This window comes from Pseudomonas sp. SDO524_S393 (genome assembly GCF_054071875.1).
Window position 1 is genome coordinate 20,216 of the sequence record NZ_JBSVVZ010000045.1, and the last position, 25,521, is coordinate 45,736.

The window sequence follows — 25,521 nt, forward strand, 5'->3', positions numbered from 1 at the left end:
CAGGAACCCCATGATGGACGCCTTCGAACTTCCCCGTACTCTGGTCGAGTCCCTTCAACGTCGTGCTGCGCAGACTCCGGATCAGGTGGCTCTGCGCTTCCTCGCCGAGTCCGCCGAACACAGCGTCGTGCTCAGTTACCGCGACCTGGACCAGCGCGCCCGCACCATCGCCTCGGCCTTGCAGGCCCGGGCGGACCTGGGCGACCGCGCGGTGCTGTTGTTCCCCAGCGGCCCGGATTACGTCGCAGCGTTCTTTGGCTGCCTGTATGCCGGGGTGATCGCGGTGCCGGCCTATCCACCGGAGTCCACCCGTCGCCATCACCAGGAACGTTTGCTGTCGATCATCAGCGATGCCGAACCGCGCCTGTTGCTGACTATCGCCAGCCTCGCCGACGGCCTGTCGCAGATCGAAAACGCGCCGCCGGTCTTGAGCGTCGACAGCCTGGAAAAGGCGGGCGACTGGACCGCTCCCGACCTGCAGCCCGATGACATCGCCTTCCTGCAATACACCTCCGGCTCCACCGCGCTGCCCAAGGGTGTGCAGGTGAGCCACGGCAACCTGGTGGCCAACGAAGTGTTGATCCGCCGTGGTTTCGGGATTGATCTGAACCCGGATGACGTGATCGTCAGCTGGCTGCCGCTGTACCACGACATGGGCCTGATCGGCGGCCTGCTGCAACCGATCTTCAGCGGCGTGCCCTGCGTGCTGATGTCGCCGGCCTACTTCCTTGGCCGCCCGTTGCGCTGGCTGGAAGCGATCAGTGAGTACCGTGGCACCATCAGCGGCGGTCCGGACTTCGCCTACCGCCTGTGCAGCGAGCGGGTCAGCGACTCGGCCCTGGAGCGTCTGGACCTCAGCCATTGGCGCGTGGCCTATTCCGGCTCCGAGCCGATCCGCCTCGACACCCTGGAGCGCTTCGCCGAAAAGTTCGCTGCCTGCGGTTTCACCCCCAACAGTTTCTTTGCCTCCTACGGCCTGGCCGAGGCGACCCTGTTCGTCGCCGGCGGCACCCGAGGCCGGGGCATCCCCGCGCTGCGGGTGGACGAGCAGGCGCTGGCCGCCAACCGCGCCGAGCCGGGGCAGGGCAGTGCGATCATGAGCTGCGGGACTTCCCAGCCGGAGCACGCGGTGCTGATCGTCGACCCGCAAACGCTCACCGAAGTGGCCGACAACCAGGTGGGTGAACTCTGGGCCACCGGCCCGAGCATCGCCCACGGCTACTGGCGCAACCCCGAAGCCACCGCCAAGACCTTCGTGCAGCACGCCGGTCGTACCTGGCTGCGCACCGGTGACCTGGGCTTTATCCGTGAGGGCGAGGTGTACATCACCGGTCGTTTGAAAGACCTGCTGATCGTGCGCGGTCACAACCTGTATCCCCAGGACATCGAGCAAACCATCGAGCGCGAAGTGGAAGTGGTGCGCAAGGGCCGGGTCGCTGCATTCGCCGTGAATGACCAGGGCCTGGAAGGCATCGGCATCGCGGCGGAAATCAGCCGCAGCGTGCAGAAAATCCTGCCGCCCGACGCGTTGATCAAAGCCATCCGCCAGGCCGTCGCCGAGGCCTATCAGGAGGCGCCCAGCGTGGTGGTGTTGCTCAACCCCGGCGCCTTGCCAAAAACCTCCAGCGGCAAGGTGCAGCGCTCCGCCTGTGCGCTTCGCCACCAGGACGGCAGCCTCGACAGCTACGCGCAATTCCCCGACCTGCAAGCGCCGGTCAGCGATGCCGCGCTGGCGTCCGACCTGCAGAACCGGATCGCAGCGATCTGGTGCGAGCAACTGCAAGTCGCCACGGTCGCGGCGGATGACCATTTCTTTTTGCTCGGCGGCAACTCCATCACCGCCACTCAAGTGGTCGCGCGTCTGCGTGAAAGCCTGGGCCTGGAACTGAACCTGCGCCTGCTGTTCGAAGCGCCGACGCTCGCCGCGTTTGCCGCCGGCATCGCACGCCTCCAGCAGGACGGCGGCGTCGCTCAGGGCGCGATCCAGCCCCTGTCGCGGCAGGAAGACCTGCCCCAATCCCTGGCGCAGAATCGCCTGTGGATCACCTGGCAACTGGAGCCCCACAGCAGCGCCTACACCATTCCGGGGGCCTTGCGCCTGCGCGGTGCGCTGGACGAAGACGCCGTGCGCTCGAGCTTCCAGCACCTGATCCAGCGCCACGAAGCCCTGCGCACGCGTTTCTACGAGCGTGACGGCCAAGCCTTCCAGCGTGTCGACGCAACCGCTGAGTTCAACCTGCAAGTCATCGACCTCAGCGACCTGCCCGCTGCCGAGCGTGAAGCGCGTGCGCAACAGCTCCGTGAAGACGAAGCCCGCACCCAGTTCGACCTGGAAAAGGGCCCGTTGCTGTGGGTGACCCTGGTGCGCCTGGACGATGAAGAGCACCAACTGCTGGTAACCCTGCACCACATCATTGCCGATGGCTGGTCGCTGAATATTCTGATCGACGAATTCTCACAGCTGTACGCCGCTACCACTCAAGGTCAGACGCTGGAACTGCCACCTTTGGCCCTGCAATACGCCGACTACGGCAGCTGGCAACGCCAATGGCTGGCCGAAGGCGAAGGCCAGCGCCAACTGGCGTACTGGAAAGCGCAATTGGGCGATGAGCATCCAACGCTCAGCCTGGCCACCGACCATCCTCGCTCGGCACAACACCGTCGCAGTGCCGAACGTCACACAGTGCGCTTGGGCGCGAGCCTGAGCGAAGCCATTCGCCAGACCGCCCAGGCCAACGAGTCCACGCCGTTCATGCTGTTGTTGGCGGCGTTCCAGAGCTTGCTCTATCGCTACAGCGGCCAGCGCGATATCCGCATCGGCGTGCCCAATGCCAACCGCCCGCGCCAGGAAACCCAAGGCCTGGTCGGGTTCTTCATCAATACCCTGGTGTTGCGTGCCGAGCTCGACGGGCGCCTGCCGTTCACTGAGCTGCTGACCGCAACCCGCCAAGCAGCGCTGGGTGCCCAGGCTCACCAGGACCTGCCGTTCGAACAACTGCTGGAAGCCTTCCCGCAAGCCCGCGAGCAAGGCCTGTTCCAGGTCATGTTCAACCATCAGCAGCGAGACCTCAGTGCCTTGCGCCGTCTGCCCGGCATGCTCGCCGACGAGCTGCCATGGCACAGCCGCGAGGCCAAGTTCGACCTGCAACTGCACACCGAAGAAGACCGCAATGGGCGCCTGAGCCTGTCGTTCGACTACGCCGACGAGTTGTTCGACAGCGCGACCATCGAGCGCCTGGCCGAGCATTACCTCAACCTGCTGCAAGCGGTCTGCGAGCAGCCGCAACAAACCCTCGGCGACCTCAAGCTGATGCAGCACGACGAACAGCAACCCTGGGGCGAAGCACCCTGCGCGCCGGCCCGACAGTGGCTGCCGGAGCTGCTCGACCCGCAGGTCTCGGACGACACCGCCCTGGTCTGGGACGGCGGCAGCCTGACCTTCGCCCAACTGCATACCCAGGCCAACCGCCTGGCCCATTACCTGCGCGACAAGGGTGTCGGTCCGGACGTGTGCGTGGCCATCGCCGCCGAACGTTCGCCGCAACTGCTGATCGGCCTGTTGGCGATCATCAAGGCAGGCGGTGCCTATGTGCCGCTCGACCCGGATTACCCTGCCGACCGCCTGGCCTACATGCTCAAGGACAGCGGCGTGCACCTGCTGCTGACCCAGACCGCATTGCTGGAGCAACTGCCGACGGCCGAGGGCGTGTGCGTCATCGCCATGGACAGCCTGCACCTGGACAGCTGGCCGACCCAGCCACCGGGTTTGCACCTGCACGGTGACAACCTCGCCTACGTGATCTACACCTCCGGTTCCACCGGCCAGCCCAAAGGCGTGGGCAACACCCATGCGGCCCTGGCCGAACGCTTGCAGTGGATGCAGGCCACCTATCGGCTCGACCACACCGATGTGCTGATGCAGAAGGCGCCGATCAGTTTCGACGTGTCGGTGTGGGAGTGCTTCTGGCCGCTGATCACCGGTTGCCGTCTGGTACTGGCCGGCCCGGGCGAGCATCGCGACCCGCACCGCATCGCCCAGTTGGTGCAGCAGCACGGCGTGACCACGCTGCACTTTGTGCCGCCGCTGTTGCAGCTGTTCATTGACGAGCCCCTGGCCGCCGAATGCACCAGCCTGCGTCGCCTGTTCTCCGGTGGCGAAGCCTTGCCCGCCGAGCTGCGCAACCGCGTGTTGGCACAGTTGCCGGCGGTGCAACTGCACAACCGCTATGGCCCGACCGAAACCGCGATCAACGTGACCCACTGGCACTGCACTGCAGAAGATGGCGAGCGCTCGCCGATTGGTCGCCCGCTGGGCAATGTGATCTGCCGCGTGCTGGATGAGCAGCTCAACCCCGTACCGCTGGGCGTGCCGGGCGAGCTGTGTATCGGCGGTATCGGCCTGGCGCGTGGCTACCTGGGGCGTGCCGGCTTGACCGCCGAGCGTTTTGTCGCCGACCAGCAGGGCGCACGTCTGTACCGCACCGGTGACCGTGCCCGTTGGACTGCCGATGGGGTCATCGAATACCTCGGCCGCCTCGATCAGCAGGTCAAGTTGCGCGGTTTCCGGGTGGAGCCGCAAGAAATCGAAGCCCGCCTGCTGGCACTGGACGGCATCGCCCAGACCGTGGTGATGGTGCGTGATGCGCAGCTGATCGGTTACTACACCGCCACCACCGAGCTGGACCCACATGACGTCAGGACCGCCCTGGCCGCCGAGCTTCCGGAGTACATGGTGCCCGCGTTGCTGATGCGCCTGGACGCCATGCCCCTGAGCCCCAGCGGCAAACTGGACCGTCGCGCCTTGCCGGAGCCGGTGTGGCAAGTGCGTGAGCACATCGAACCCGAGACCCCGCTACAACAACAGATCGCCGCGATCTGGCGCGAGGTCCTGGGCGTACCGCGCATCGGCCTGCGCGATGACTTCTTCGCCCTCGGCGGGCATTCGTTGCTGGCCACCCAGATCATCTCCCGTACTCGCCAGACCTGCGACGTCGAGCTGCCATTGCGCACCCTGTTCGAAGCCAGTGAGCTGGGCGCGTTTGCCGAACAGATCGAGCAGATCCAGGCGTCCGGTCAACGCAACCAACAGACGGCCATCGCCAGGGTCGACCGCAGCCAGCCGGTGCCGCTGTCCTATTCCCAGCAGCGCATGTGGTTCCTGTGGCAGATGGAGCCGGACAGCCCCGCATACAACGTTGGCGGCATGGCGCGCCTGCGTGGCGTGCTGGACGTGGGGCGTTTCGAGGCCGCGTTGCAAGCGCTGATCATGCGCCACGAAACCCTGCGCACCACCTTTCCGAGCGTGGGTGGCGTGGCGTACCAGAAGGTCTCGCCGCAAACCGGCCTGCGCATGGATTGGCAGGACTTCTCGGCGCTCGATGAAACCGAACGCCAGCAGCGCTTGCAGCAACTGGCCGACCACGAGGCCCACACCCCGTTCAACCTGGAAACCGGACCGCTGCTGCGGGCGTGCCTGGTCAAGGCCGGCGAGCAGGAACATTACCTGGTGCTGACCCTGCACCACATCGTCACCGAAGGCTGGGCCATGGACATTTTTGCCCGTGAGCTCAGCGCGCTGTACGAAGCCTTTATCGACGAGCGTGACTCACCGCTGGCACCGCTGCCGGTGCAGTACCTTGATTACAGCGTATGGCAGCGCCAGTGGCTGGAGTCCGGTGAACGCCAGCGCCAGCTGGATTACTGGACTGCGCAACTGGGCAGCGAACACCCCTTGCTGGAGCTGCCCGGCGACCGTCCACGGCCACCGGTGCAAAGCCACCAGGGCGAGTTGTACCGCTTCGACTTGAGCGATGAGCTGGCCGCTCGCGTGCGGGCGTTCAATGCCGAGCACGGCCTGACCTTGTTCATGACCATGACCGCCACCCTGGCGGTGCTGCTCTATCGCTACAGCGGCCAGACCGACTTGCGCATCGGTGCCCCGGTGGCCAACCGTATCCGCCCGGAAAGCGAAGGGCTGATCGGCGCGTTCCTCAACACCCAGGTGCTGCGTTGCCAGCTCAACGGGCAGATGAACGTCGGCGAGTTGTTCGAGCAAGTGCGCCACACCGTCATCGAAGGCCAGTCCCACCAGGACTTGCCGTTCGACCACTTGGTGGAGGCCCTGCAACCGCCACGCAGCGCGGCGTACAACCCGCTGTTCCAAGTGATGTGCAACGTGCAGCGCTGGGAGTTCCAGCAGAGCCGCCAGCTGGCCGGCATGACCGTCGAGTACCTGGCCAACGACGCCCGCGCCACCAAGTTCGACCTCAACCTGGAAGTCACCGACCTCGACCATCGTCTGGGTTGCTGTCTGACCTACAGCACCGACCTGTTCGACGAGCCGCGTATTGCGCGCATGGCCGAGCATTGGCGCAACCTGCTGGAGGCGCTGATCGCCGGCCCCGAGCAACGCCTCAGTGAGCTGCCGTTGTTGAGCGCCGATGAACAGGGCGTGTTGCAAGACAGCCTGGGCACCGGAAAAGGCGAGCACCGCCTCGACCAATGCATCCATCCATTGTTCAGCCAGCAGGCGGCAGCGCGTGGCGATGCACCGGCGCTGACCTTCGCCGGCATGACCCTCAGCTACCGCGAACTCAACGAGCGCGCCAACCGCCTGGCCTGGATGCTGCGTGAGCGTGGGGTGGGCCCGCAGGTGCGTGTAGGCCTGGCGTTGCCGCGTTCCCTGGAGATGGTCATCGGCCTGCTGGCGATCCTCAAGGCCGGCGGCGCCTACGTGCCGCTCGACCCGGAATACCCGCTGGACCGCCTGCATTACATGATCGAAGACAGCGGCATCGGCCTGCTGCTCAGTGATGTGGCGATGTTCGAAGCCCTGGGTGAATTGCCGGCGACGGTGGCATGCTGGTGCCTGGAAGATGACCTGCCCGTGCTGGCCAACTACCCGGCCAGCGAGCCGCCGTCGATCAGCCTGCCGCAGCATCAGGCGTATCTGATCTACACCTCCGGCTCCACCGGCAAGCCCAAAGGTGTGGTGGTGTCCCACGGTGAAATCGCCATGCATTGCCAGGCGGTGATCGAGCGCTTCGGCATGCGTGCCGACGACTGTGAACTGCATTTTTATTCGATCAACTTCGACGCCGCCACCGAGCGCCTGCTGGTGCCGCTGCTCAGTGGCGCGCAGGTGGTATTGCGTGCCCAGGGTCAGTGGGATGCCGAGGAAATCTGCGCGCTGATCCGCACCCATCGCATCAACATCCTGGGCTTCACACCGAGCTACGGCAGCCAGTTGGCGCAATGGCTGGCGACCCGGCAGCAGACCTTGCCGGTGCGCATGTGCATCACGGGGGGTGAAGCGCTGACCGGCGAGCACATGCAGCGTATCCGCGCCGCGTTCCAGCCCCAGGTGTTCTTCAACGCCTATGGCCCGACCGAAACTGTGGTGATGCCGCTGGCCAGCCTGGCCCCGGAACAGCTGGAAGAGGGTGCCGGCAGCGTGCCGATCGGCAGCATTATCGGCGACCGTGTGGCTTACATTCTCGACGCCGACCTGGCGTTGGTGCCTCAAGGCGCGACCGGCGAGTTGTACGTCGGCGGTGCCGGCCTGGCCCAGGGTTATCACCAGCGTCCAGGCATGACGGCGGAGCGGTTTGTCGCCGATCCTTTCGCGCGCAATGGCGGCCGCCTGTATCGCACCGGCGACCTGGTACGCCAGCGCGCCGATGGCTTGGTGGAGTACCTGGGGCGTATCGACCATCAAGTGAAGATTCGCGGTTTCCGCATCGAGCTGGGCGAGATCGAAACCCGCCTGCTGGAACACGAAGCCGTACGCGAAGCGGTGGTGCTGGCGCTGGAGTCGCCGAGTGGCAAACAGCTGGTGGCCTACCTGGTCAGCGATGCAGAAGGCGCCACCTTGCGTGACGCGCTGAAGGCCCACCTCAAGGCGCAGCTGCCGGACTATATGGTGCCCGCGCACCTGATCGTACTCGACAGCATGCCGCTGACCGCCAACGGCAAGCTCGACCGCCGCGCCTTGCCGCAGCCGGACCCGGAAGCCAACCGTCAACAGTACGTGGCACCACGCAGCGAGCTTGAACAGACATTGGCCGCGATTTGGTGCGCGGTGTTGAACGTGCAGCAAGTCGGCCTGGACGATAACTTCTTCGAGCTGGGCGGTGACTCGATCCTGTCGATCCAGGTGGTCAGTCGTGCGCGGCAGGCGGGGATTCACTTCAGCCCGCGTGATCTGTTCCAGCACCAGACCGTGCAAACCCTGGCCGCGGTTGCTACGCGTTCCGAACGCATCACCGCCGAGCAGGGCGTGCTCACCGGCAGCTCGGGGCTTACGCCAATCCAGCACTGGTTCTTCGACACCCGGATCCCTAATCGCCAGCACTGGAACCAGGCGCTGGTGCTCAAGCCGCTGCAATTGCTGGACCCTCATCGTCTGGAGCAAGCGCTGCTGGCGGTGCTGGAGCACCACGATGCGCTGCGCCTGAGCTTTTCCCGGCGCGACGCAAAATGGCATGCCGAGCACTTGGCTGTGCCGCAAGGCGGTGTGTTGATGCAAGCGCAAGTGCGTGACCTGGACCAGTGCACCGCGCTGTTCACCGACACCCAGCGCAGCCTCGACCTGGCCCATGGCCCGCTGCTGCGTGCGTTGCTGGTGGACGGTCCTGAGGGCCAGCAACGCCTGTTGATCGCCATCCATCACTTGGTGGTGGACGGCGTGTCGTGGCGCGTGTTGCTGGAAGACCTGCAAACGGTCTATCGCCAATTGAGCGACGGCCAGTCGGTGAGCCTGCCGGCCAAGACCAGCGCCCTGCGCGACTGGGCTGCGCGCTTGCAGGCGTATGCCGGCAGCGAATCCCTGCGTGAAGAACTGGGCCTGTGGCAGGACCGGTTGGCCGGTCCGGACGCGAGGCTGCCGGTGGCCCGTGCGCAAGGTTCGTTGCGCAACGGCGACGCCGAGACGGTCAACGTGCGCCTGGATGCCGAGCACACGCGCCAACTGCTGCAACAGGCGCCCAGTGCCTACCGCACCCAGGTCAATGATCTGCTGCTGACTGCCTTGGCCCGCGTGCTGTGCCGCTGGAGCGGCCACGCCTCGGCGCTGATCCAACTGGAAGGCCATGGCCGCGAAACCCTGTTCGATGACCTCGACCTGACCCGCAGCGTCGGCTGGTTCACCAGCGCCTACCCGCTGCGCCTGACCCCGCAGGCCGGGCAGGGCGACTCGATCAAGGCGATCAAGGAGCAACTGCGCAGCGTGCCGCACAAGGGCCTGGGTTATGGCGTGCTGCGCTACCTGGCCGACGATGCGACCCGGCAAACCATGGCCGCGCTGCCGAGCGCGGAGATCACGTTCAACTACCTTGGCCAGTTCGACCAGAGCTTCGGCGCCGATGCGCTGTTCCACCCGCTGGACGAGTCCGCAGGCCTGGCCCACGACCCGGATGCGCCGCTGCCCAACGAACTGAGCGTGGACAGCCAGGTGTACGGCGGCGAACTGGTGCTGCGCTGGACCTTCAGCCGCGAGCGCCACGATCAACAGAGCATCCGCGAGCTGGCCGATGCCTACCTCGCGGAGCTGCAAAGCCTGGTTGCGCATTGTTTGCAGGATGCTGTCGGCGGGCTCACGCCGTCCGACTTCCCGCTGGCGCAACTGACCCAGGCGCAACTCGACAGCCTGCCGGTCCCGGCCAGCGTCATCGAAGACGTCTATCCGCTGACCCCGATGCAAGAGGGCCTGCTGCTGCACACCCTGCTGGAGCCGGGCACCGGGCTGTATTACATGCAGGACCGTTACCGCATCAACAGCGAACTGGACCCGGCACGTTTCGCCCAGGCCTGGCAAGCGGTGATCGCCCGTCACGAAGCCCTGCGTGCCTCGTTCTGCTGGAACGTCGGCGAAGAGATGCTGCAAGTGATCCATAAGCCGGGCAGCACGCCGGTCGACTACCTGGACTGGAGCAACGACCCGGAACACGAACACGAACCGCGCCTGCAAGCCTTGCTCAAGGCCGAGCGCGAAGCCGGTTTCGATCTGCTTAACCAGGCGCCGTTCCACCTGCGCCTGATCCGGGTCGGTGAAGCGCGCTACTGGTTCATGATGAGCAACCACCACATCCTCATCGATGCCTGGTGCCGTTCGCTGTTGATGAATGACTTCTTCGAGATCTACATGGCCCTCGGCGAAGGCCGTGATGCGCAGTTGGCCACGCCGCCGCGTTACCGCGACTACATCGCCTGGCTGCAACGCCAGAACCTGGCCGAAGCGCGCCAGTGGTGGCAGCAGAACCTGCAAGGGTTCGAACGCACCACGCCGATCCCGAGCGACCGACCGTTCATGCGCGATCACGCCGGCCATGGCGGCATGGTGGTGGGGGACTGCTACACCCGTCTCGACGCCCGTGACGGTGCGCAACTGCGCGAGCTGGCCCAGGCCCATCAACTGACCGTCAACACCTTCGCCCAGGCCGCGTGGGCCCTGGTGCTGCGTCGCCTGAGCGGTGACCGCGACGTACTGTTCGGCGTGACCGTGGCCGGCCGCCCGGTGGAAATGCCCGAGATGCAACGCACCGTCGGCCTGTTCATCAACAGCATCGCGCTGCGGGTGAAGCTGCCCGCAGACGACCAACGTTGCAGCGTGCGCCAGTGGCTGAGCGCGTTGCTCGACAGCAACATGCAGCTGCGCGAGTACGAATACCTGCCGCTGGTGACGATCCAGGAGCACAGCGAACTGCCCAAGGGCCAGCCGCTGTTCGACAGCCTGTTCGTGTTCGAAAACGCCCCGGTGGAGGTCTCGGTGCTGGACCGGGCGCAAAGCCTGAACGCCACCTCGGATTCCGGTCGCACCCACACCAACTTCCCGTTGACCGCCGTGTGCTACCCGGGCGATGACCTGGGCCTGCACCTGTCCTACGACCAGCGTTATTTCGATGAAAGTACCGTGCAGGGCATGCTCGGCGAATTCAAGCGCCTGCTGCTGGCGCTGGTGCAAGGCTTCCATGGCGACATGGCCGACTTGCCGCTGATTGGCGAGCAGGAGCACGCGTTCCTGGTGCACGGCTGCAACCAGAGCGAGCATGACTACCCGCTGGAGCGCAGTTATGTGGAGCTGTTCGAAGCCCGGGTGGCGCAGCATCCACAGCGCATCGCCGCCAGTTGCCTGGACCGGCAATGGAGCTATGCCGAGCTGAACCTGCGCAGTAATCGCCTCGGTCATGCGCTGATACAAGCGGGGGTCGGTGTGGATCAGCCGGTCGCCTTGCTGGCCGAGCGCAGCCTTGATCTGCTGGGCATGATCATCGGCAGCTTCAAGGCCGGTGCCGGTTACCTGCCGTTGGACCCGGGCCTGCCCGGCCAGCGTTTGAGTCGCATCATCGACCTGAGCCGCACGCCGTTGCTGGTGTGCACCCAGGCCTGTCGCGAACAGGCGCTGGAACTGCTGGAAGAGTTCGCCTGCACCGGGCGGCCCAAGCTGCTGGTGTGGGAGGACCTGGCACCGTCGGACCACAATCCCGGGATCTACAGCACCCCGGACAACCTGGCCTACGTGATCTATACCTCGGGGTCCACCGGCTTGCCCAAGGGCGTGATGGTGGAACAGCGCGGCATGCTCAATAACCAGCTGAGCAAGGTGCCGTACCTGAACCTGAGCGACAAGGATGTGATTGCCCAGACCGCCTCGCAAAGCTTCGACATTTCCGTGTGGCAGTTCCTCGCCGCACCGCTGTTCGGCGCGCGGGTGGACATCGTACCGAACACCCTCGCCCATGATCCGCAGGGCTTGCTGACCCATGTTCAGGCCCAGGGCATCACGGTGCTGGAAAGTGTGCCGTCGCTGATCCAGGGCATGCTGGCCCAGGACCTTGTTCACTTGGACGGTCTGCGCTGGATGCTGCCGACCGGCGAAGCCATGCCGCCGGAACTGGCGCACCAATGGCTGCTGCGTTACCCGCAGATTGGTCTGGTGAACGCCTATGGCCCGGCGGAGTGTTCGGACGATGTGGCGTTCTTCCGCGTCGACCTGGCCTCGACCCGTGGCAGCTACCTGCCGATCGGCACGCCAACCGACAACAACCGTCTGTACCTGCTCGATGGCGCGCTGGAGTTGGTGCCCCAAGGTGCGGTCGGCGAGCTGTGCGTGGCCGGTACCGGTGTGGGGCGTGGTTATGTGAGTGACCCCTTGCGCACCGCCCAGGTGTTTGTACCGAACCCGTTCGGTGCACCGGGCGAGCGCTTGTACCGCACCGGCGACCTGGCACGTCGGCGTGGCGACGGCGTGCTGGAGTACGTCGGACGCATCGACCATCAGGTGAAGATTCGCGGTTACCGCATCGAGCTGGGTGAAATCGAAGCGCGCCTGCATGAGCAACCGGAAGTGCGCGATGCGGCGGTTGGCGTACAGGAAGGCGTCAACGGCAAGCATCTGGTGGGTTACCTGGTGGCGGCGGATGAAGCGCTGAACCCAAGCGAACGCCTGGACCGCATCAAGCAACGCCTGCGCGCCGAACTGCCGGAATACATGGTGCCGCTGCACTGGTTGTGGCTCGACCGCCTGCCGCTCAACGCCAACGGCAAGCTTGACCGCAAGGCGCTGCCGGCCCTGGAGATCGGTCAACTGCACAGCCAGGACTACCTGGCGCCGCGTACCTCACTGGAAACCACCTTGGCGGCGATCTGGGCCGAGGTGCTGAAAGTCGAACGGGTGGGGGTGCAGGACAACTTCTTCGAACTGGGCGGGCACTCGTTGCTGGCCACGCAGATTGCGTCGCGGGTACAGAAGACGTTGCAGCGGGATGTGCCGTTGCGGGCGATGTTCGAGTGCAGCACGGTGGCGGAGTTGGCCGAGTACATCGACGGGTTGGCGGCCAGCGAGATCAGTGCGGAGAAGGCGGGTCGGTTGAGTGATTTGATGGCGGAGTTGGAGGGGTTGTAAACCAGCCATCGGTCGGAAAGGACTGTTCCTTTCGTCTGACCTGTCAGTTCTCACAGTTGGCGAGTGTGTTTTGCAAGAGCTCACTTCAGGAGAGACTCTGGGCCTTTAGCAGGTCCAGGGTACCGCCTCTTCGAACACGGAGTTCTTGACCATGGCTAAAAAAATCTCACCCCCTGCGCCGCACTCAAGCATTGTCAAAGCACCACCCAAAAAAACGCCGAAGCCCAAGGCCGTGGAGGTTGAAAGCCCATCAATTTCCAGCGAGTTGGAGGGTGTTGTCGAACCCTCCCGGATGGTAGGGAGTTACCTGACCGTCGACTCACTCATGGATGACGGAACGATCACCGTCCATTTCAGTACCAAGGAACAGCCTGGCCCTACGTTTGAAGACATCGTGGATGACAGCGACGAGCCGGGTGCCAGGAACATTGATATTCCACTGGACTACCTGACAACTGCCATGGGGTTTACGTTGTTGGTGTCCTACAACGGTACCTCACAAGGGCAGCCCGCTGCTTCGCGGGTCAAGGAAGTCGGGGTTTCATTCTACCCGGCCAGCGAAAGCGAAGACCTGGCGCCTCGGCTGCTGCACGAAAAAATCGTCCATAACACGCCAACTTATGACATGCATGACCATACCGGGGATGAAACAGTGCTTGTGCCTGTGCCTCCTCTGGCCAAAAAGGGTGACAAGGTTTATTGCACGGCTGTCACTGAGCAGGACGCTATTCCTTACACGTTTTACACCGTGGTGTATGGCCATGTGTTAACGGAAGAGGAGGCTGTTGCAGGTCACGTACTCACCTTCTTTATTGCCCGTGGCTGGCTGGCACGCCGCAAGCCTTGGCGCTCCATCACCCTTCAATCTGCCTGGATAACCAGCGGTTTGGCCGCCGAACCGCCGGCTGATATCGACCCTCACCTTGAGACGCGCCTGCCGGCCAACGCACTCGAAATCCAGCGCCGTCGCACGGCTGCGTTGATCGTCGATCATGGGTTGGACCTGCTGCCTCCTCATCTGCGGCAGTCGGTGCAATACAACGGTGGATGGTGCCTTAACCCCCAACTCACCATGGCTGGCGGGAACGTGGACGTTCCTGGCTTCGACAGTTATGCCAACGATGTCGTCTGTTTTCATGTCAGTGGTCCAGGTTTTGGTACGAAGCCCCTTGGCTGCATGACAATTGAGCAGGACGGCGACCTTGCCTCCATTGAACTCTCGGCGTGTGACATTGCCTGTTTCTTCGGTAAAACGATGACGCTGGGCTATACGGTTCAATTTCCGAATAGCGAAGGGGCGCAGCCATCACCAGAGCAGAGGGTTAACGTTTCAGTACCCCAGTTCCCTCATTCCGATATTGAGGAAGCCACTCAAGGGACGGTGGACCTCGCTACATTCCCGGGGAATGCCACGGCGTTGGTGCCGGTGTGGAGCTATGCCGAGTGTTCGAGTCACTGTTGGATGTGGATCACAGGCAAGCGACCGGACGGCAGTGCTTACCACTTTGATATTTTGACGGGTGTGCCCGTGACGGAGGATTGGAAAAACCAAGGCGTCGTAACACCTGTTTTGAGGGGCGAGCTGCAAAAGCTGGATGATTGCAGCGATTTTGAACTGCATTTCGCCGCGGGTTTTTGTGATACCTCCGATCTGGCGGGCGCCCACGAATTCCCCGTTCGGATGTTCAAGATCGAGCAGGAACCTTTGGTGCTGCCTGCGCCTAAGGTGATCGAGGCGGTCGGCTCTGATCTGACGGCCTACAACGGGCGCAATGGCGTACATGTCGAAGTGAACTACGCCGGCAACGACCCGCGACACAGCATCAGTGTCTGCTGGAAAAAACCGGATGGTACTTGCTGGCCCTTGGCATCAAAACCTGGCAGTAACACCGGCACTGTGGCCTTTGCGCTGCCTGCGGAAGCGGTGATCGAAAGCATGGGCAAGACCGTCCCGATCACATACACCGTGACAACCGCGTGCAAGCTGCAGACGTCGCCGCCGTTGAACTTGGATATCAGCCTGCCGGTACGGCTGGAAACCCCCAACGTGTTGGAGGCCACACCGCCCAGGACTCAGAACGCCGTTCTGGACCTGAGGACTTTTACCGGAAATGCCAATTCCCTTGAGGATCCGATGTGGTTTCTGCGGGCCGGGCAGAAGTGCTGGTTGTACGCTACCGGTACTGGGCCAAACGGCTCCCCTTACACGTTCACTGTCTATGCGGGTAGAGCTATTACTGCGACAGAGGCGAAAGCTGGGGTGGCGAGCCCTGTGCTGCGCACCGAGTTGTCCAAGTTGAGGAGCAACACCTCGTTAACCTTGACATTCGAGGTGACACCCGACGGCAGCTTGAATCGGAGCAATGCAGTGGTATGCCCTGCGCGAGTATTGACAGTGCGCCTGCCGATGGATGATTTCACTCCTTTTTCCGGTAACAACTGGAACAGCTGGCTTCCCGGGCCGGCAGCTCTGGGAGAGATGAGGTACGCCTCGTACTTTGGCAAGACTTGCGTGGCTAATGGCACCGCAAGTACTGCTGCGGTGGGCAACGTCCTTTATAAGGACTTTACCGGGCTTTTGGTGGGGGCGACCTACGATTTCAGCCTTCTCGCCTGCACCTACAACGGCGCGGCTCCATTGCCAAGATTGTCGCTGAGAGCCGGAGGCGGGGCTGTGACAGCAGCCACAACCTTTTACAACATGGCGTGGACACAACTGAGGGGAACATTTATTGCGAGCGCAACATCCATGCGCCTGGAGATCTGGAGCCATGAGCCAACAGGCATTAGTGGTAACGACTATGCGATCACTGATATTCGGGTTCGCGGATAGTCAAAGCATCACTTTGCTTTGAGCGATGCTCCTGCCTTTTGGCAGGAGCATTTTTTCATGCCAGCCTTCAACCTCATTCCAAGTGAGATCAGTGCCGAGAAAGTGGATCGGTTGAGTGATTTGATGGCGGAGTTGGAGGGGCTTTAATCGGCATCGCCTGTCAGGGCCTCTTCGCGGGCAAGCCCGCTCCCACATTGGACTGCATTCACACATCTTTATGTGTGAGCACAGTCAAGTGTGGGAGCGGGCTTGCCCGCGATGAAGTCCGCTCAGGCGCCGCCTTTTTCACTCGGATTGTGTGGCGGCCGTTGGTCGGGTAATCCCCGATGACGCGTCATAACTGTCAAATCTGACAGTAGGCAACTGCACTCCCACAGGAATTAAATAACCGCTATGACTGGGTCTGCCCGGGGTGGGCCGAAGGGTTATTTATCCTTGGATGGGAGTGTGGATCATGGCTACAGCTAAAACACCTAAATCAAAAACCGGTGCCGCAACCGCCGCTTCTTCGCCTTTGCCCAAGCCTCAGGGCGCAACGCCCGCAGCGCTCAAGCAACTGCCGTTGCCAAAGGTGCTGCATGCCACGGCCAACAGTACCTTGCCGCCGATGACGTCCACGGCGGGTACGGAGGTGATCATCGACGCCGCCATCCCCAGCGGTGCGCCCATCAATGTGTTCTGGGCGATCAAGGGGCAGGAGGCATCGCCCGTGTTCAGCGCCGTGGCGCAGGGTGTCGGCAGTAGTGGGGTCAAGGTGCCTGTGCCGGCCTGGGTGGTCGGTTATTGCATCGGCCAGACGCTGACCATCTGGTACGAAAGCGGGAATGATGAGTCGCTGCGGTTGGAGTTGACGGTGGAAGTCATTGATCCCGACGACATGCCGACGCCCGAGTTTCTGGACCTGGTGTTTGTCCAGGGTTCCTGGTGGCTGGACATGACCCGTTTCCCCGGCAACGCCCGCATCGAACTGTGCGCCTGGCCGTTTATCGCCGCCGGGCAGCGGTTGTGGGTCGAGGCGGTGGGCAACGAGCACCTGTCGCCACGGCGTTTTCACTGGGTTCTGGAAGATCACGTGGTCACCGAGGAGGAGGCCCAGGGTGGCTACTGCTTCCTGCTGGAGATCCTGCGCGAGTGGCTGGGCGAAAACGAAGACTGGTCGTCGGTGACAGTGCACGTCGGGGTCACCTTCGATGGGGCGCCCGGCACGCCGCCGGAAGATCCACAGATTTCCCACATCCCGGCCAATGCCCATGAGATTCCGCGTGCCACGGCGAACCTGCGAGTCGGTGAACCGGAACTCAATTTGTTGGCGCCCAAACTGCGCGAAGCGGTTTACGTTGAGGGACAAGGGTATGTGCTCAACCCGGCGCTTACCGTCGACGGTACTCATGTCGAGGTGGCGTATGACGGCATGAAACCCGGTGACCATGTGTGTGTGAAATTTGCAGGAACACCAGGCCCGGGGTCACCCGTGCTGGTGTGCCAGGACGTGCAGGGCGGTGAGAGCAAACTTGTGTTCCCTGTGCCGGCGTCGGCGATCAGTGCCAACTTTGGCCAGTCGATTGCTCTCTCCTATACGGTGCTGCGCGACGTGCTGTGGCCTTCGCCGACAACCTCGGTGCACGTGCTCAAGCCCAAGGGCCTGAGTGGCATCGAGGTTGACGAGCAAACCGGTGGCAAGCTGTGCCTCAACACGTTCCCCGGCGACGCCACTGCCCGTGTTGCCGCCTGGGATTACAGCGCGCCGGGACAAACCTGCTGGATGTGGATCGACGGCCAACGTGAGGATGGCAGTGCCTTTCACTGGGATATTCTGGTGGCTGCGCCCGTTACGCCCGAGTGGGTGAGCGAGGGTGTCAGTGCGGCACTGGCCCGTGAGCAGCTTGAAAAACTTGCCGACTGCCTGGTCTTTGAAATCCATTTTGCGGTGAGTTTCCAAGGCTCGACGGATCTGGCCGATGCCATAGCGTTCCGGCCGCTGCAACTGCAAATGGTCCAGGCCGACCTGGTGCTGTTGGCGCCCTCGGTGCGTGAGGCGGTGGGTAACCAACTGACGGTGTGGAACGGCAAGGATGGCGTGACGGTGCGCGTGGAATATGACGGCATGAGTGCACATCACACCATCGCCTTGTGCTGGGAGCAGGCGGGTGTGTGCCTGGCGCTCGCACCAAAACCGGGAGATCCCGCACAGGAGTTCGTCGATTTTGCTGTGCCGCGTGAGGCGGTGATTCACGGCATCGGCAAAACCGTGCCGATCCGCTACAGCGTGACCAGCCGGTGTCGGCAGCAGACTTCGGCGGATCTTGAGTTGGGCGTGAGTATACCGGTCCGTCTGCCGACGCCTGTCGTCCGGCAAGCCACGGCGGGCGTGCTCGATCTGCGCACCTTTTCCACCCATGCGGATGTCTCTGTTGCCGCCTGGTGGTTTGCCCTGGCGGGGCAGAAAGTTTGGTTGAGCGCGACTGGAACGCTCAAGGATGGAAGCGTTTATGCGTTTGACGTTTATGTGGGTAAAACCCTCCTCGACTCAGAAGTCCAGGCTGGATTGAAAGGCGTCATACAACGCTCCGACATCAGTGGCCTGAAGAACCTTTCCACGTTGACAATTACCTGCGAAGTGACTGCCGACGGCAGTCATCGTAAAAGTGATGCGGTGGTGTTTCATCAATTGAAGCTGACCATTCGCCAGGCTTTCGACGACGTCACCACGTTTGACGACGGTGACTGGAACGGCTGGATAAAAGGCCCGGCCGCTGCGGATCCGAGGGACTTGGTGATCAAGCACGAGGGTGGAAACTGGTTCCTCTACAACTGGACGTACACCGATCGCTCTGCGGGCGTGTTCCTCTATCGCAATTACGCCGGCTTGGAAGTCGGGCGCGACTACGTGTTCAGTATCTCGATTCGGCGAGTGAATAATGTGCCGGCCATACCCGAGGTATCCCTATGGGTCGCAGGCGCGAAATTGCTGGGACCCGCTGCTATTTCCAGCCAGAGCTGGCAGCAAATGAGCGTGATCTTCACTGCCCGCGCCACTACTATGCTCCTCGAACTCTACAACCATGTTGCGACCGGCTTAGGGAATGACTATGCCGTCGACAATATTCGAGTGAAGGAGCTCTAGCCCCGCAACACTGACTGTGTTCACCGATAGAAATGTGTGAATACAGTCAAATGTGGGAGCGGGCTTGCCCGCGAAAGCGTCAGCGCAGGCGCCGCTTATTTCGGCCTCTTGCTGCTGCAACCCACCGTTGTCGTCCAGATAGAAAATCGCCGGCGTGATGGCGGAGTTGGAGGGGCTTTAATCGGCATCGCCTGTCAGGGCCTCTTCGCGGGCAAGCCCGCTCCCACATTGGACTGCATTCACACATCTTTATGTGTGAGCACAGTCAAGTGTGGGAGCGGGCTTGCCCGCGATGAAGTCCGCTCAGGCGCCGCCTTTTTCACTCGGATTGTGTGGCGGCCGTTGGTCGGGTAATCCCCGATGACGCGTCATAACTGTCAAATCTGACAGTAGGCAACTGCACTCCCACAGGAATTAAATAACCGCTATGACTGGGTCTGCCCGGGGTGGGCCGAAGGGTTATTTATCCTTGGATGGGAGTGTGGATCATGGCTACAGCTAAAACACCTAAATCAAAAACCGGTGCCGCAACCGCCGCTTCTTCGCCTTTGCCCAAGCCTCAGGGCGCAACGCCCGCAGCGCTCAAGCAACTGCCGTTGCCAAAGGTGCTGCATGCCACGGCCAACAGTACCTTGCCGCCGATGACGTCCACGGCGGGTACGGAGGTGATCATCGACGCCGCCATCCCCAGCGGTGCGCCCATCAATGTGTTCTGGGCGATCAAGGGGCAGGAGGCATCGCCCGTGTTCAGCGCCGTGGCGCAGGGTGTCGGCAGTAGTGGGGTCAAGGTGCCTGTGCCGGCCTGGGTGGTCGGTTATTGCATCGGCCAGACGCTGACCATCTGGTACGAAAGCGGGAATGATGAGTCGCTGCGGTTGGAGTTGACGGTGGAAGTCATTGATCCCGACGACATGCCGACGCCCGAGTTTCTGGACCTGGTGTTTGTCCAGGGTTCCTGGTGGCTGGACATGACCCGTTTCCCCGGCAACGCCCGCATCGAACTGTGCGCCTGGCCGTTTATCGCCGCCGGGCAGCGGTTGTGGGTCGAGGCGGTGGGCAACGAGCACCTGTCGCCACGGCGTTTTCACTGGGTTCTGGAAGATCACGTGGTCACCGAGGAGGAGGCCCAGGGTGGCTACTGCTTCCTGCTGGAGATCCTGCGCGAGTGGCTGGGCGAAAACGAAGACTGGTCGTCGGTGACAGTGCACGTCGGGGTCACCTTCGATGGGGCGCCCGGCACGCCGCCGGAAGATCCACAGATTTCCCACATCCCGGCCAATGCCCATGAGATTCCGCGTGCCACGGCGAACCTGCGAGTCGGTGAACCGGAACTCAATTTGTTGGCGCCCAAACTGCGCGAAGCGGTTTACGTTGAGGGACAAGGGTATGTGCTCAACCCGGCGCTTACCGTCGACGGTACTCATGTCGAGGTGGCGTATGACGGCATGAAACCCGGTGACCATGTGTGTGTGAAATTTGCAGGAACACCAGGCCCGGGGTCACCCGTGCTGGTGTGCCAGGACGTGCAGGGCGGTGAGAGCAAACTTGTGTTCCCTGTGCCGGCGTCGGCGATCAGTGCCAACTTTGGCCAGTCGATTGCTCTCTCCTATACGGTGCTGCGCGACGTGCTGTGGCCTTCGCCGACAACCTCGGTGCACGTGCTCAAGCCCAAGGGCCTGAGTGGCATCGAGGTTGACGAGCAAACCGGTGGCAAGCTGTGCCTCAACACGTTCCCCGGCGACGCCACTGCCCGTGTTGCCGCCTGGGATTACAGCGCGCCGGGACAAACCTGCTGGATGTGGATCGACGGCCAACGTGAGGATGGCAGTGCCTTTCACTGGGATATTCTGGTGGCTGCGCCCGTTACGCCCGAGTGGGTGAGCGAGGGTGTCAGTGCGGCACTGGCCCGTGAGCAGCTTGAAAAACTTGCCGACTGCCTGGTCTTTGAAATCCATTTTGCGGTGAGTTTCCAAGGCTCGACGGATCTGGCCGATGCCATAGCGTTCCGGCCGCTGCAACTGCAAATGGTCCAGGCCGACCTGGTGCTGTTGGCGCCCTCGGTGCGTGAGGCGGTGGGTAACCAACTGACGGTGTGGAACGGCAAGGATGGCGTGACGGTGCGCGTGGAATATGACGGCATGAGTGCACATCACACCATCGCCTTGTGCTGGGAGCAGGCGGGTGTGTGCCTGGCGCTCGCACCAAAACCGGGAGATCCCGCACAGGAGTTCGTCGATTTTGCTGTGCCGCGTGAGGCGGTGATTCACGGCATCGGCAAAACCGTGCCGATCCGCTACAGCGTGACCAGCCGGTGTCGGCAGCAGACTTCGGCGGATCTTGAGTTGGGCGTGAGTATACCGGTCCGTCTGCCGACGCCTGTCGTCCGGCAAGCCACGGCGGGCGTGCTCGATCTGCGCACCTTTTCCACCCATGCGGATGTCTCTGTTGCCGCCTGGTGGTTTGCCCTGGCGGGGCAGAAAGTTTGGTTGAGCGCGACTGGAACGCTCAAGGATGGAAGCGTTTATGCGTTTGACGTTTATGTGGGTAAAACCCTCCTCGACTCAGAAGTCCAGGCTGGATTGAAAGGCGTCATACAACGCTCCGACATCAGTGGCCTGAAGAACCTTTCCACGTTGACAATTACCTGCGAAGTGACTGCCGACGGCAGTCATCGTAAAAGTGATGCGGTGGTGTTTCATCAATTGAAGCTGACCATTCGCCAGGCTTTCGACGACGTCACCACGTTTGACGACGGTGACTGGAACGGCTGGATAAAAGGCCCGGCCGCTGCGGATCCGAGGGACTTGGTGATCAAGCACGAGGGTGGAAACTGGTTCCTCTACAACTGGACGTACACCGATCGCTCTGCGGGCGTGTTCCTCTATCGCAATTACGCCGGCTTGGAAGTCGGGCGCGACTACGTGTTCAGTATCTCGATTCGGCGAGTGAATAATGTGCCGGCCATACCCGAGGTATCCCTATGGGTCGCAGGCGCGAAATTGCTGGGACCCGCTGCTATTTCCAGCCAGAGCTGGCAGCAAATGAGCGTGATCTTCACTGCCCGCGCCACTACTATGCTCCTCGAACTCTACAACCATGTTGCGACCGGCTTAGGGAATGACTATGCCGTCGACAATATTCGAGTGAAGGAGCTCTAGCCCCGCAACACTGACTGTGTTCACCGATAGAAATGTGTGAATACAGTCAAATGTGGGAGCGGGCTTGCCCGCGAAAGCGTCAGCGCAGGCGTCGCTTATTTCGGCCCCATGATCTTCACCAGCTTCTCCGGCGATGGCGCCCCTTGTTGCTGCTGCAACCCACCCTTGTCGTCCAGATAGAAAATCGCCGGCGTCGCCGACAACTCCAGCTCGTCCATCAGCTTCATGTTCGCATCGAGCTTGGCTTCGATGTCTGCCGGAATCTTGGCCAGTGCCTGCAATTTGCTGCCTTTGCCGGCGGCTTCGTGGGTTTCCAGGGCTTTTTGCGGGTCTTTGGCGGCGAACAGGGCGGCGGATTTGCCGGCACTGTCTTCGCGGATGATGCCCACCATGATGTGGCGCAACTGCACCTTGCCGGCCTTCACCCAGGGACGGGCCTGTTCCCAGAACATATTGCAGTAAGGGCAGTTGGGGTCGCTGAACAGGTAGACGATACGCGGGGCGTTCTTGTCGCCGTCCTGGATCCAGCTGCTGTTTTCCATCTTGGCCCAGACTTCCTTGGCCATCGGCGCGTACACCAGTTTTTCCAGGGGGGCGGTGCTCAGGTCATTGCCCTGGGCGTCGTACAGGTTGCCGGCGATCACGTTTTTGCCATCGGCGGTCAGGTACAGCGCCATGCCACGGTTCTGGTACTGGGCGGCGTAGCCGGTGAGGCCGCTGGGGGCGTCGAATTTGCCGATGATCTTGGCACCCTTGGCTTCGATCTGTTTGATGGGGGCCGGCCAGTCTTCGGCCTGGGCCAGGGTAGCCGCCAGCGTGAGTGGCAGCAGGGTCAGCAGGTGGCGGAGGCGAGGCATGTCGGTTTCCTTTCAATAGCGGTGTCGAAGGGTTCCATGGCGCGGGCCAGGCTGGCTTGGGACAACTCGCCCAAGTGGCTGTTGATCAGGCGCCCGTCGGCGGTATAGAACAGTGTAGTGGGCAGGGCCATGGAGCCCACGGCCTGGCCAAGGCGACCGCCGGCGTCGAACAGCACGTTGTCGAGGGTCAGGCCCTGGGTGGCCAGGAAGGTGCTGACGCTTTGCATGCCTTCGGCCTGGTTGACGAACAGGAAGGTCACGTCCGGGCGTTGATGCTGGGCGCGTTCCAGTACCGGCATTTCGCGGCGGCACGGCGGGCACCAGGTGGCCCACAGGTTGATCACCAGCGGGCCGCCCTTGTAATCGGTCAGGTGCACTTCGTGGCCGTTGGCATCGAGCAGGGTGATTTCCGGCAGGCGCGAACCTTTGTCGTAGACGTTCAGCGCGAGGCTGGTCATGCCCCAGAACACCAGGCCGGTGATCACCCCGGCACTCAGCGGTCTGCGCAGGGCCGGGCGACGCCAGCCATAGAGCAGGGCGCCGAGTACCAGCGCGATCACGCCGGGCCAGGCGAGGAAGCCGCCGTCACGCAGGTCGACCATCTGCAGCCAGTCGCTGCTGTACTCATCCCAATACATCAGGACAAAGCTGACCCGCGCCGCGAGCATGCCCAGCAGGAACAGGCTGAACAGCACCGATTCGGGGTTTTCACCGCCACGCTTGGCCACGCGCCAGCCCACCAGGGTGGCGAGAATCAGCGCGGTAATCAGCAGCAAGTGATTCAAGGCGATGGCGAAAGTGCCGATGGTCAGGGTCAGCATCAGAGGGCGTCCCGGGTCTGGTTCCAGCGTTGCAGGAAAGCGGCGGCGTCCACTTCGCCAGTGATGCGTTGGGCGCGGCGTTCTTCACCGTCCGGGCCGATCCACACGAAGCTGGGTGGCCCCGGTACCTGGTAGCGGCCCAGCAGTTCGCGGCTGGCGGCGCTGTCGGCGGTCACGTCGAGGCGCAGCAGGCGTACGTCTTTCAGTGCGTCCAGTACGTCGGGTTGGCCGAACACCTGTTTTTCCATGATCTTGCATGACACGCACCAGTCGGCGTAGTAGTCCACTAACACCCACTGGCCCTGGGCCTTGGCGCTGTCGAGCTGGTTTTGCAGCACGGCCGGATCGTTGATGGTCATGAAGGCATCGTGGGCGCTCGGCGCAGCGGCACCGCGCGAACCGCTGTAGACCTTCAACGGTTGCCACAGGTCGTCGCTGCCCCCGGCCGCACCGACCACCAGCACCGTGCCCCACAGGCCCAGCACCAGGGCGCCGGCGCCAAACACCTTGGCGGCCAGGCCGTATTCACGGGCCAGGCTCCAGCCGCAGTAGGCCATCACCAGCGCCAGTGCGCCCCACAGGCCGATCCACAGGCTTGAGTCGACGACCGGACGAATCATCAGCACGGCGGTCCCCAGGAACAGGAAGCCGAACACGCCTTTGAGCACGTTCATCCAGGTACCCGGCTTGGGCAGGAAGCGATTGCCCACGGTGACCAGCAGCAACAGCGGCACGCCGATGCCGATGCCCATGGCGAACAGGATCAGGCCGCCATGCAGCGCATTGCCGCTTTGTGCGATGTACAGCAGCGCGCCGGCCAGTGGCGCGGTCATGCACGGGCCCACGAGCAGGCCGGACAGTGCACCGAGAATGCCGGCGCCCACCAGGCTGCCGCCGCTCTGCTGACGGCTGGCGTTGTCCAGGCGGTCCCGCAGGAAGGCGGGCAGTTGCAGTTCGAAGAAACCGAACATGGGCAGGGCGAGGATGACGAAAAGGGCGGCGAAACTGCCGAGGATCCACGGCGTTTGCAGCAGCGCGGCCAGGTTGCCGCCGAGCAGCGCGGCGAGGACGCCCAGCGCCGCATACACCAGCGCCATGCACACCACGTAGCTGCCGGCCAGGGCGAAACCACGCCGTGGGCTGGCGCCGCTGCCCACCACCAGTCCGGCGAGGATCGGCAGCATCGGCAGCGAGCAGGGGGCAAAGGCCAGCAGCAGGCCCAGACCGAAGAACACCAGCAGGCTCCAGCCCAGGCTGCGTTGTTGCAGGCCGCTGGCCAGGGTCTGGTCCTGGGCCTGCGCGGTGGCAGCCACCGCCGGGTTGCCACCCAGGTCCACGGTGATCGACTGCGGCGGGTAGCACAGGCCCGCATCGGCGCAGCCCTGCCAGCCGAGCTTGACCTGACCGGTGACGCCGGCGGGGATCTTCACTTCCAGGCCCTGGCGATACACCTCTTGCTCGCCGAAGAACTCGTCACTATGCGCCTCGCCCTGGGGCAGCGCGGGTTTCTGCGCCAGGCCGTCGAACTTCAGGCGCTGCTTGTACAGGTAATAACCGTCGGCAATCTGCCAATACAGCTGGGTCTCGCCACTTTCCAGGCGCTCGGAGGTAAAGGTGAACGCCTTGCCCACCGGGAGAAAGTCGGGTTTGCTCGCAAAAGGATCGTTGCCCGGCGCAGCCTGGGCGAATCCCGCGAACAACACCAGCAGAAAGGTAAACAGATGCCGCATGGTCAAGCCTTAGTTCGTTTCAAGTGAGGCACACAATGTGGGGTGCTGATTAACCGATGATTAACCGGCGCTATTCTAGAGTGTAGGGATTATCTGA

At 62.9% G+C, this 25,521-nt stretch carries 7 protein-coding genes; 4 read left to right on the top strand and 3 right to left on the bottom strand.

Going from position 1 to position 25,521, the window contains the following annotated elements; genetic code table 11:
- Positions 1-10 precede the first annotated feature (10 nt).
- From ACW9IB_RS19350 to ACW9IB_RS19365, 4 genes are all read left to right on the top strand, one after another.
- A complete protein-coding gene (locus ACW9IB_RS19350; protein WP_457414957.1) occupies positions 11-12,901 on the top strand; it encodes a non-ribosomal peptide synthetase in 12,891 nt (4,296 codons plus the stop codon).
- Positions 12,902-13,052: 151 nt separating this feature from the next.
- Positions 13,053-15,734, top strand: a complete 2,682-nt coding sequence (locus ACW9IB_RS19355; RefSeq protein WP_457414958.1) for a hypothetical protein — start codon at positions 13,053-13,055, stop codon at positions 15,732-15,734.
- 454 nt (positions 15,735-16,188) lie between these two features.
- Positions 16,189-18,858, top strand: coding sequence for a hypothetical protein (locus tag ACW9IB_RS19360; RefSeq protein WP_457414960.1), 2,670 nt, complete (start codon positions 16,189-16,191; stop codon positions 18,856-18,858).
- A 488-nt stretch (positions 18,859-19,346) separates the two neighbouring features.
- The gene (locus ACW9IB_RS19365; RefSeq protein ID WP_457414960.1) at positions 19,347-22,016 is read left to right on the top strand and encodes a hypothetical protein; all 2,670 of its coding nucleotides are present in this window, start codon (positions 19,347-19,349) and stop codon (positions 22,014-22,016) included.
- 95 nt (positions 22,017-22,111) lie between these two features.
- Here ACW9IB_RS19365 and dsbG read toward each other — a convergent pair whose 3' ends face one another.
- Genes dsbG through dsbD form a run of 3 tightly spaced genes read right to left on the bottom strand, consistent with a single transcriptional unit; the run spans position 22,112 to position 25,424 of the window.
- Positions 22,112-22,873, bottom strand: coding sequence for a thiol:disulfide interchange protein DsbG (gene dsbG / locus ACW9IB_RS19370; RefSeq protein ID WP_457414962.1), 762 nt, complete (start codon positions 22,871-22,873; stop codon positions 22,112-22,114).
- Positions 22,849-23,694 carry a prolipoprotein diacylglyceryl transferase family protein gene (locus ACW9IB_RS19375; protein WP_457369187.1) on the bottom strand — a complete coding sequence of 282 codons (846 nt, stop codon included), beginning with the start codon at positions 23,692-23,694 and terminating at the stop codon, positions 22,849-22,851. Before ACW9IB_RS19375 ends, dsbG begins: the two co-directional genes overlap by 25 nt.
- Positions 23,694-25,424, bottom strand: a complete 1,731-nt coding sequence (dsbD, locus tag ACW9IB_RS19380; protein WP_457414964.1) for a protein-disulfide reductase DsbD — start codon at positions 25,422-25,424, stop codon at positions 23,694-23,696. Before dsbD ends, ACW9IB_RS19375 begins: the two co-directional genes overlap by 1 nt.
- Between the last annotated feature and the right edge of the window lie 97 nt (positions 25,425-25,521).